This window comes from Enhygromyxa salina (assembly GCF_002994635.1).
In the GTDB taxonomy this organism is placed as follows: Bacteria; Myxococcota_A; Polyangia; order Nannocystales; family Nannocystaceae; genus Plesiocystis; species Plesiocystis salina_B.
In genome coordinates, this window is sequence record NZ_PVNL01000024.1 from 1 (window position 1) to 10,459 (window position 10,459).

The following is a 10,459-nucleotide window of genomic DNA, read 5'->3' on the forward strand; positions in this document are numbered from 1 at the left end:
CAGCTGTCCAACGGGATCGACAAGCGCCTGCTCACTCGAAGCCGTACCCGCTATCTCGCCGATGACCTGTCCGCGCCGCTGGCTCCTGGCGAGGTGCAGAGCAAGGCGCTGGCCTACGACAGCGACGCGATGGCGATGACCGAGAGCCAGCGGCAGTCGGTGTTCGGCGGGCTGACTGGCGCGCCCACCAACGCCGAGCTCGAGGACGAGGGCAAGTACGTGCTCGCCGATGACGCGTGGTGGGTCCGCACGGGTCACCCGAGCTACGACGCGAGCAAGTTCTACGCGGTGACGTCCGTCGAGGACCCGTACGGCAACGTCTACTCGACGACCTACGACGCGCACGCGCTGCTGACCGTGAGCAGCACGGACCCGCTCGGGAACACGGCCAGCGCCGAGTACGACTATCGCGTGCTCGGGCCCTGGCAACTCACCGACGCGAACGGCAACCGCAGCCAGGTCGCGTTCGACGTGCTCGGGTTCGTCACCGCCACCGCCGTGATGGGCAAGGTGGGCGACACCGACGGCGACACGCTCGAGGACCCGACGAGCACGTTCGAGTACGACCTGTTTGCCTGGCAAACAGCTGGCAAGCCCAACTGGGCGAAGACGCGTGTCCGCGAGACCCACCAAGACCCGAACACGCGCTGGCTCGAGTCGTACAGCTACTTCGGTGGTGGCGGTGGCGTCGTGATGACGAAGGTACAGGCCCGGCCCGGCCTCGCGCCCGAGCGCGATGGCAACGGGGAGCTCGTGTTCGTCGACGACGTGTTGCAGTACGAGGACACGGGCCCGGACGTGCGGTGGGTGGGGAACGGTCGTGTCATCAGGGACAACAAGGGGAATGTCGTCAAGGCGTATGAGCCGTACTTTTCTAGTACCCACGCATACGAGGATGAAGCCGAGCTGGTCGAGCAGGGTGTGACGCCGCTGATGCACTATGATCCGCTGGGGCGGCTGATCCGCACGGACCTGCCCAACGGCACATTTTCCAACGTGGAGTTCACGCCGTGGGAGCAGACCAGTGAGGACCCGAACGACACCGTCATCGGCAGCGACTGGCACACGGTGCGGATCAGCTACCAAGGCGCCGACGTTGGCCTGCTCGCGGAGAAGCGGGCCGCGTTGCTGGCGGCGGACCACCACGGCACGCCGAGCGTCGTGCACCTCGACACGCTCGGGCGGCCGTTCTTGTCGGTCGCCCACAACAAAGACCTGGTCGGCGACTCGGAGTACTACACGACGAAGTCTGTGCTGGACATCCAGGGGCACGTGCTCGAGGTGATCGACGCGCGGGACAACACGGCCGAGTCGCGGATGTACGGGATGCTCGGGCAGTCGTTGGTGGTCAGCAGCGTCGACGCGGGCGACCGGTACACGCTGCTCAACGCGCTGGGGCAGTCCATGCGAAGTTGGGATAGCCGCAGTCAGCGCTTCTCGTACTCGTACGACACCCTGCGCCGGCCCGTGGATCGCACGGTTAGCGTGTCCGGCGGCTCAGAGAAGTTGCTGGGGCGCATCGTGTACGGCGACCTACTCAGTACGCCGGAGGACACCAACCATGTCGGTCGTGTGTATCGGGTCTACGACGGCGCTGGCGTGGCGACCACGGTGGAATTCGACTTCAAGGGCAACCCGCTCGAGGAGCAGCGACAGTTGGTCACGAGTAAGACGACGCAGCCGGACTGGAGCTCGCTGTTCGGCCAGAGTACAATTGCCGCGATGGCCACCGCCGCGACCTCGCTGCTCGACTCCGAGACCTTCTCGGCGAGTAGCGAGCGTGACGCGGTGAACCGGGTGCTGACGGCGATCTCGCCCGACGATAGCGAGGTCATCTACAGCTACGACGAGGGCGGCGCGTTGCAGGCCGTCGAGGTCAAGCAACGCGGCAGCTCCACGGCCGAGACGGTGGTGGGCGACATGACCTACAACGCCCGCGGCCAGCGTAAGTCCGTGGTCTACGGCTCGACCTCCAGCCCGACCACGACCACCACCTACGGGTACGACCCGCTGACCTACCGACTCGCGTCACTCACGACCGTGCGCGGTAGCGACGACGCCACGCTCCAGCGCCTGCACTACCACTACGACCCGGTCGGCAACATCACCGACATCCGCGACTCCGCGCAGCAGACGGTCTACTACAACAATTCCGTCGTCGAGGCCGCGAACTCGTACATCTATGACGCGACGTACCGGCTGATAGAAGCGACCGGCCGCGAGCACAGCACCCAAGGCACGACGCAGCGCGCCGACGTGCAGATCATGATCGGCGCGCAGCCGATGACGAGCGACCCGTCGGCGATGCGGCGGTACACGCAAAAGTTCACCTACGACGAGGTGGGCAACATTCTGAAGATGCAGCACATCCCCGCGTCGGGGACCGGCTGGACCCGCCACTACGAATACGACGCCGACGGCAACCGGCTCGACAAGACCTCAGCCCCAGGAGACTCGGCCCTCGGCCCGTACACGCACGCGTACACCTACGACGCGCACGGCAATATGACCGCGATGCCGCACCTGTCGAGCATGGTGTGGAACCACGACGACGAGCTGCGCGAGGTCACCGTCGGAACGGAGACGGTCTACTTCCAGTACGCAGGCGGCATGCGCAGCCGCAAGTACGTGGAGAAGTCTGGCGCGACGACCGAGGAGCGCATCTACGTCGGCCCGTTCGAGATCTACCGCAAGCGCATCAACGGCACGCTGGACCTCGAGCGCGAGTCGCTACTCATCAGCGACGACACCGGGCGTATCTGTATCATCGAGACGAAGTCGGTCGACAGCGGCTTAGCGGTCGGGAGCCCGACGGGCATCTGGCGCTACCAGCTGAGCAACCACCTCGGCTCCGCCGCGACCGAGGTCGACGGGAGCGGAGCGGTCATCTCATACGAAGAGTACCACCCCTACGGCACGAGCGCGTACCGTGCTGTGAACGCGAGCATCGCCGTCTCGGCCAAACGCTACCGCTACACGGGGATGGAGCGGGATGAGGAGACGGGGTTGGGGTATCACTCGGCGCGATATTATGCGCCTTGGCTGGGGAGGTGGACGGCGAGCGATCCGATTGGCTTGGAAGATGAAGTAAATCGCTACGGGTACGCCGGCGCCAGCCCCGCTCAGTCGTTCGACATCAACGGCCTCTCCAAGGCGACTGACAAGGAAAAGGCACGATTTGCGCGCGCCTACGACAAAGTTAAATCAGAGGACGTAGACTTTAAGGAGGTTGATCGTCTATTGCGGAAAAATGCCCCCGAGCTCGCCCGGCTCTTGCCGGAAAACTGGTTTGACTCACCAGACCTCTCCGAACTCGAACTTGCGCCAGGCAAGTTCATGGAGTTGACGATGGACGCGAGCGAGAAAGGTAGGCCGGTCGACACCAAGGTCGAGTCGTTTGGCCCACGGTCGAAGTTGAAACCAGGTTTTCGCAGTCCCGAGTCCGGTGAATCGTTGAAAGTGAACGTCATCACGGATGCGCGATTTGGGGCTGGCATGGTCTCAATTTTTGATGCTGAACGACGAAACTGGGATTTCAGCATGACGGAGAAGGACATCGTCACGGCGCTCCGTCGAGAGCGCATAGCTAAAGCCGCCTACGAACTCGAGCACGAACTTGGGCACGTCTCGGACATCCTCGTCGAAGAGGGGATCACGCACATGTCAGATGGCCAACCCGTTCCGATGGGGGCGGGATCGATACAGGCCGCCCGCTGGGTTGCGTCAATGGTGGGAGCGGGTCTCGAACTAGCTGAGTTCGAGGCTCGCGCACTCCAGGCTCTCGACAGCGACCCACTCATTGGTGAGGCGATGTCGGAGAGCGCACTCGCCCTATTTCTCACAGAAGCATCTCATACGATATGGCTGCGTCAACAGCGCGGGGTCTTCATCCCAGAAGTCGACCACGCCATTGAGCAGGTTGCGGAAAGGATTTCGGACCGACCAAGTTGGAAGCGCGCTGCGACGGAGATCGTGCACCATTTGCTCAAAAGCGAAATGCCCGAGCAACAAATTGTTGTATCACCTGCGCAGATGGGATGGTGACCTGAAGTGATGCCCCGGATCGTATGGCTTGGAAGCTTGTCGTTGTTGCTCGCGGCGTGCCCGCGGGCTGTTTCTATCACTCCGGCCGGCCCCATCCGTCTCGCAAGTGAAACCATACCCCATTTGTTCTATGTCGCCGAGCATAGCGATTCGGTTATCTGCCTAGTGCCGCTCACGTCTAACAAAGTTGTCCACTCCAACCGGGGTGTCCTGCTCGTACTCGGGGCCCACACTGCGCTTGCTACTGTTCACCTCGTGGAAGAGTTGCCCGCGGGCACAAAGTGCGAATTTGGGGAGCGGGGCTACGCCATCGAAGTCGTCGATGGTGCACTCTCGGGCAAGGGCGGAGAGTTGGCCCTGGGACCACTCGACTGGTCGCTGTCCGGCGAGGAGAGCTTTGTCTGGACCGGAGATACCAACGCGTACGGGCTGGGACCGATTGACATCTTCATGCTGGATCTCGATGGGGACGCTGTCGCCGATTTCAAGGTTTCCCAGCATAAGGGGGAGAACTTATGCGTCGGTTATATGGCCCTGGTTCGAGCGTCTGGCCCCTGGGAGTGGCGTCCAGTTGGTCCAGCCCGCGAAAACTGTATTTGAGGAGGGCGTGGATTGTAGCCTGATCAGGCTGCAATCCACGCCCGCGAGACGGACGTCGTGCACCTCGACGCGAGCGACGACGTGTTGCGGCTGGGCGTTCCGGTCGAGGCGCGCAGCTATGAGCTGCACGGGCTCCCGGCGCCAGGCGACGACGCGTTCACCTGGCGGGCAATACGCGACGCCGCGGACACGGCCAACCCCGTGGCGTATGACGGGCAACTGTCGAACGGCATCGACAAGCGCCTGCTCAGCTGCAGCCGCAGTCGCTATCTCGCCGATGACCTGTCCGCGCCGCTGGCTCATGGCGAGGTGCAGAGCAAGGCGCTGGCGTATGACAGTGACGCGATGGCGATGACCGAGAGCCAGCGGCAGTCGGTGTTCGGCGGGCTGACTGGCGCGCCCACCAACGCCGAGCTCGAGGACGAGGGCAAGTACGTGCTCGGCGACGACGCGTGGTGGGTCCGCACGGGTCACCCGAGCTACGACGCGAGCAAGTTCTACGCGGTGACGTCCGTCGAGGACCCGTACGGCAACGTCTACTCGACGACCTACGACGCGCACGCGCTGCTGACCGTGAGCAGCACGGACCCGCTCGGGAACACGGCCAGCGCCGAGTACGACTATCGCGTGCTCGGGCCCTGGCAACTCACCGACGCGAACGGCAACCGCAGCCAGGTCGCGTTCGACGTGCTCGGGTTCGTCACCGCCACCGCCGTGAAGGGCAAGGTGGGCGACACCGACGGCGACACGCTCGAGGACCCGACGAGCACGTTCGAGTACGACCTGTTCGCCTGGCAAAACACCGGCAAGCCCAACTGGGCGAAGACGCGGGTGCGCGAGATCCATCAAGACATCAACACGCGCTGGCTCGAGCAGCGCACGTACTTCTCTGGGGGTGGGGGCGTCGTGATGGTGAAGGCGCAAGCCCGACCTGGCCTCGCGCCGCAACGCGACGTCGACGGCGAGCTCGTCCTGGTCGACGGCGAACTCCAGTACGAGGACACCAGCCCGAATGTGCGCTGGGTGGGCAACGGCCGCGTCGTGCTGGACAACAAGGGCAACGTCCTCAAGGCCTACGAGCCCTACTTCTCCAGCACGCCCGACTACGAGGACGAAGCCGAACTCGTCGAGCAAGGCGTCACGTCGCTCAATCACTATGACCCGCTCGGTCGCCTCGTCCGCACGGACCCGCCCAACGGCACATTTTCTCGCGTGGAGTTCACGCCGTGGGAGCAGACCAGCTGGGACGTCAACGACACCGTGCTCGCCAGCGACTGGTTTGTGCAGCGCGACGGCTACGAAGGACCGGACGTCGCGCTGCAGAAGGAGGCTCGCGCCGCCCAGCTCGCGGCCAAGCACGCCAACACCCCGAGCAAGGTCCACCTCGACACGCTCGGTCGGCCGTTCCTCAGCGTCGCCCACAACAAGGACCTGGTCGGCAACGACGAGTTCTTCGAGACCAGGTCGGTGCTCGACATCCAGGGCAACGTGCTCGAGGTTGTCGACGCCCGTGGCAACTCGGCCGAGACCCGCACCTACGGCATGCTCGGTCAGTCGCTGTTCGTCGGCAGCGTTGATGCGGGTGATCGCCGGCACCTGCTCACCGCCCTCGGTCAGCCCATGCACAGCTGGGATGCTCGAGACCAGCGCTTTTCCTTCAGCTATGACACTCTGCGCCGCCCGATCGACCGCACCGTCAGCGTCGGCGGTGGCGCTGAGAAACTGCTCGGGCGCGTCGTCTACGGTGATCTACTCGCGTCCCCCGAGGCCACGAACCACCGCGGTCGCGTGTACCGAGTCTACGACGGCGCAGGAGTTGCCACCTCGCTGGCCTACGACTTCAAGGGGCAGCCAACATCCGAGCGACGCCAGCTCGTCGCCAGCAAGACCACCCAGCCCGACTGGAGCGCTCTGATCGGACAAAGTACAATTCCCGCGATGGCCACCGCCGCCGCACCGCAGCTGGACACCGAGACGTTCTCGGCGTCCAGCGAACGCGACGCCCTCGGCCGCGTGCTGAAGGCCATCTCCCCGGACAATTCCGAGGCCCTCTACACCTACGACCAAGCCGGCGCCCTGCAAAAGGTGGAGTTCAAACGCCGAGGCAGCGCCACGGTCGAGACCGTGGTCGGCGACATCTCCTACAACGCCCGCGGTCAGCGTGAGACCGTCATCTACGGCCCGGCCAATTCGCCGACCACGACGACCTCGTACACCTACGACCCCAAGACCTACCGCCTCTCGCGGCTGTCCACGTTCCGCGGCAGCGACAACGCATCGCTCCAGGGCCTGCACTATCACTACGATCCCGCCGGCAACATCACCGACATCCGCGACACCGCCCAGCAGACCGTCTACTTCCAGAACGCCGTCGTCGAGGCCGCCAACTCCTACGATTACGACGCCACCTACCGCTTGATCGAAGCGACCGGCCGAGAGCACGCCACTCAAGGCACGACCCAGCGCACCCACGAGCAGCTCCCCGTCGGCCCGCAGCCGATGGCCTCCGACCCGTCCGCGATGCGCCGCTACACGCAGCGCTACACCTATGACGGCGTCGGCAATATCCTGAAGATGCAGCACATCCCCGCCGCGGGGACCGGCTGGACGCGTCGCTACGAATACGCCCATGACGGCAACCGCCTGCTCGCCACCTCAGCCCCCGGCGACGCCGCCAACGGCCCGTACACGCACATCTACAGCTACGACGCCCACGGCAGCATGACGACCATGCCGCACCTCGCGGCGATGACCTGGAACCACGACGACGAACTCCAGCACGCCACCGCCGGCACGGAGCAGGTCTACTTTCAATACGCAGGCGGCATCAGGAGCCGCAAGTACACCGAGAAGCAAGGGCAGGCGACCGAGGAGCGGATCTACCTCGGCCCATTCGAGATCTACCGCAAACGCGTCAACGGTACGCTCGAGGTCGAGGTCGAGCTCGAGCGCGAATCGTTGCATATCAGCGACAAAAGCGGGCGCATCTGCGTCGTCGAGACCAAGACCGTCGACGGCGGCGAAACGGTCGCAAACCAGACCAGTATCTCGCGCTACCAGTTGAGCAACCAACTCGGCTCCGCCGCAACAGAGGTCGACGGCAGCGGCGCAGTCATCTCCTACGAGGAGTATCACCCGTACGGCACGAGTGCGTATCGGGCGGTTGACGCGAGCATCCACGTCTCGGCGAAGCGCTACCGGTACACAGGAATGGAGCGCGACGAGGAGACGGGGCTGGAATATCACTCGGCCCGCTACCTAGTGCCCTGGTTGGGTCGATGGACAGCGACGGACCCGACGCATCTTGGAGATGGAGTCAATATATATCGTTACGGACATTGTAGTCCCGCAAGCATGACGGATACATCTGGCGCGTCGGGTATGTCGGTATCTCGGCCGCGTGCGAGTGCAGATGATGTGGCACCCCTTCTCGATCCTGATACAGCGGTATGGCCTGAACAGAACGCCGATGGGACGGTCAGCCTTCATACCCCCAACGGCGTGGTCATCACGACGTCCGACCATGTGGAGGAGCTTCAGGGGACCGCTCATGATTTTACAGGACAGCAACACAAGGAGAAGTATGCGGACTTCGTCATCGATACGGCGACAACCCTTGTCGCAATCGAGAGTGTTCAGGAGAACCGCAGGCAGCAGAAGCGTCAACAGGTACGAACGCGGGTTGAAGGAGCTGTTCAAGCGGTCGGGGGAGTTGCGGAAATAGCGGGCGGGGCGCTTGCGGCGCCCGAAACTCTCGGATTCGGTGTCGCCGCCATGGCCCTCGGCTTTGACGATCTACAAGCGGGCCTGAGGAAGCTCGGGACGGGCAAAACTGCCGCAACTGGTATATATACGGTCGCCGAGGGAGCTGCCATTCTTGTTGGGGCTCAGGCAGACACCGCAGCGAGTGTTGGTGCGTGGACCGACGCGGGGCTCCACCTGGGGGTCGGCTGGGGCGTGGGCCGTGCGGTCGTTATGGCGGAGGCTGAGGCGACGCTGAGTTCCGCCACACGGGGGGCTGGACGAGCCGGGGCTGGCGATGGGTACGCCGAAGCAGTCGTGCCCGGCGGTACCGGACGTGCATTCGCCGGTCACGGTGAATTCCGGGTCTGGTCAGGCGACGTTGTGATCCCCGAGGGTACCACGCTGACGCTGCCAACCCGGCATGGACGCGGCATTTACGATCGGACCGGCAGTTTGATCGAGCAGGGTCGCTGGGATCTCATCTCGCAGAACCCGCGGCTCATGGCCGACATTGAGGGGGCGGCATCCTATCTACCGGGCGCAAAAATCCCCAACTACACTCTAAAGGCACCGAACACGCTTCGGATTCATGCGAAATCGACTACGGTCGAGGACGCCACGCCGTTGTCGGACCTCCTCCAACCCAACGCCGGGCACCTTGAGTGGGCGGCTTGCTTGCTCATTCGGTGAACCAGAGGCTAAAATGTACATCGCAGACCTAGCTCCATACTCGTACGGCCTTGGTGAAGGGCGATTCGTCGCCGGAACAGCTTGTGTCGGCTGGTTGAATGGGAGCAGCGCCAGCCCTCGTTCCCAAGGCTCACCTAGTTCTCAGTTTCTCGCAGCATTGGCTCAACTGACTTGGAGGTGGTCTGTGAACCAGGCCAGGGGGAACCACGTGTGCACCCTTTGCTCCGAGCTGCACGATACATTCCTTATCCTGGATGGGGGCCCCAAGATGCTCCTGGGAGCGGCGGAATTGTGGGTTCCATCTCTGGACTATTCGGTCATCTTCGTTGCACCAAACCTTGTATATCACTACGTGTCGGAACACCGCTATGCTCCGCCAAATGCATTTGTCGATGCGGTGCTCGGTGCGGAGGTAGCCTACAAACAATGGGACCCTCGGGCTGAGAGTGAAAAATTGCTTAATTCAGCGTTTGTTTGAAGACGGGCGTTGCTGCTCGCTGGTGACATTTCCCGGGTTTCCCGGGCTGCGTGGGTTCACAGGTCCGCATTGGGTGGTTGCGACTCGAGCGCGGCGGCTGGGCCGGACTCATTCCTTGGCCGGCCAGTCGCCCACGCACTGCCGCTCCCACACTCGATCCCGCCCGACCTCCGCCAACACCTTCCTCGCACTCAACGCCGCGTGCTTTGGCGTGATCGTGTATCGCTCCTCGAAACGCCGCGGCGCACAGTATGAGGTGCTGCCGCGCGAGCTTGCGCCGGCTCCATGAGTCGTCGGCTCTGCGCGCGCATCTCTTCGTGGATCTCGACCTCACGCTCGCGGACCGGGGCCATCAACATCGCGTACAGCGCGTCGTCGCCCGTTTCGGGGAAGATCGGCGGCCTCCTCGGGCATGCCCCCGGCCTCCTCGAAGAACCAACTAGGCTAGGCCGCCTGAGGTCCGCGTCTCGCCGAAACGCCACCCGACGGGGAAGAGCGGCCACTGCGAAGACCACTGGACGAGCCCCGCCTCGACCGGGTTGGCCAGGCTTTAGGTCAGCGAGCGGTTTATATCCAGCAGCGACTCGTCGTCCGGCGGTCGACTCGTCGTCCGGCGGCCGACGTTGTCACACAGCTTTTTTCGCCCCGTCGGGTGTTGCAGCCACGGGCAACCAGGCTGTGCAGCAGCTGTTGAAGGGGACGAACTTGGCATCGGGATCTGCCACGCCCGTGTGATGATGGCTGGACATCCAGACGCTGGCGTGGACTTGGTGCTAGGGGTGCCTGCGATCTCGCGCAAGACCGACAAAGGGCTGCCCGAGTACCGCGACCAGGATCCCAAGCTCGAGCGGCGGGACACGTTCGTGCTCGCGGGCGTCGAGGACTTGGTGCACGCGCTCGACG

At 63.9% G+C, this 10,459-nt stretch carries 5 protein-coding genes; all 5 read left to right on the top strand.

Annotation, left to right across the window (positions count from 1 at the left end; translation table 11 throughout):
- Positions 1-93: 93 nt before the first annotated feature.
- Complete coding sequence (locus tag ENSA7_RS04405; RefSeq protein WP_219907908.1) at positions 94-4,044, top strand: RHS repeat domain-containing protein; 3,951 nt, start codon at positions 94-96, stop codon at positions 4,042-4,044.
- A gap of 255 nt (positions 4,045-4,299) precedes the next feature.
- Complete coding sequence (locus tag ENSA7_RS04410; RefSeq protein WP_146157321.1) at positions 4,300-4,644, top strand: hypothetical protein; 345 nt, start codon at positions 4,300-4,302, stop codon at positions 4,642-4,644.
- A 57-nt stretch (positions 4,645-4,701) separates the two neighbouring features.
- Positions 4,702-9,078 carry an RHS repeat domain-containing protein gene (locus ENSA7_RS04415; protein ID WP_106087939.1) on the top strand — a complete coding sequence of 1,459 codons (4,377 nt, stop codon included), beginning with the start codon at positions 4,702-4,704 and terminating at the stop codon, positions 9,076-9,078.
- Between the two features lie 13 nt (positions 9,079-9,091).
- A complete protein-coding gene (locus ENSA7_RS46310) occupies positions 9,092-9,556 on the top strand; it encodes a DUF7919 family protein (RefSeq protein WP_443655648.1) in 465 nt (154 codons plus the stop codon).
- 737 nt (positions 9,557-10,293) lie between these two features.
- The coding region (locus ENSA7_RS46060; RefSeq protein WP_181233128.1) for a SpvB/TcaC N-terminal domain-containing protein at positions 10,294-10,459 on the top strand (166 nt) is incomplete at its 3' end.

Excerpts from the sequence above, each read along its gene's own strand:
- ENSA7_RS46310 (WP_443655648.1), top strand. The coding sequence starts at position 9,092 with ATGTACATCGCAGACCTAGCTCCATACTCGTACGGCCTTGGTGAAGGG.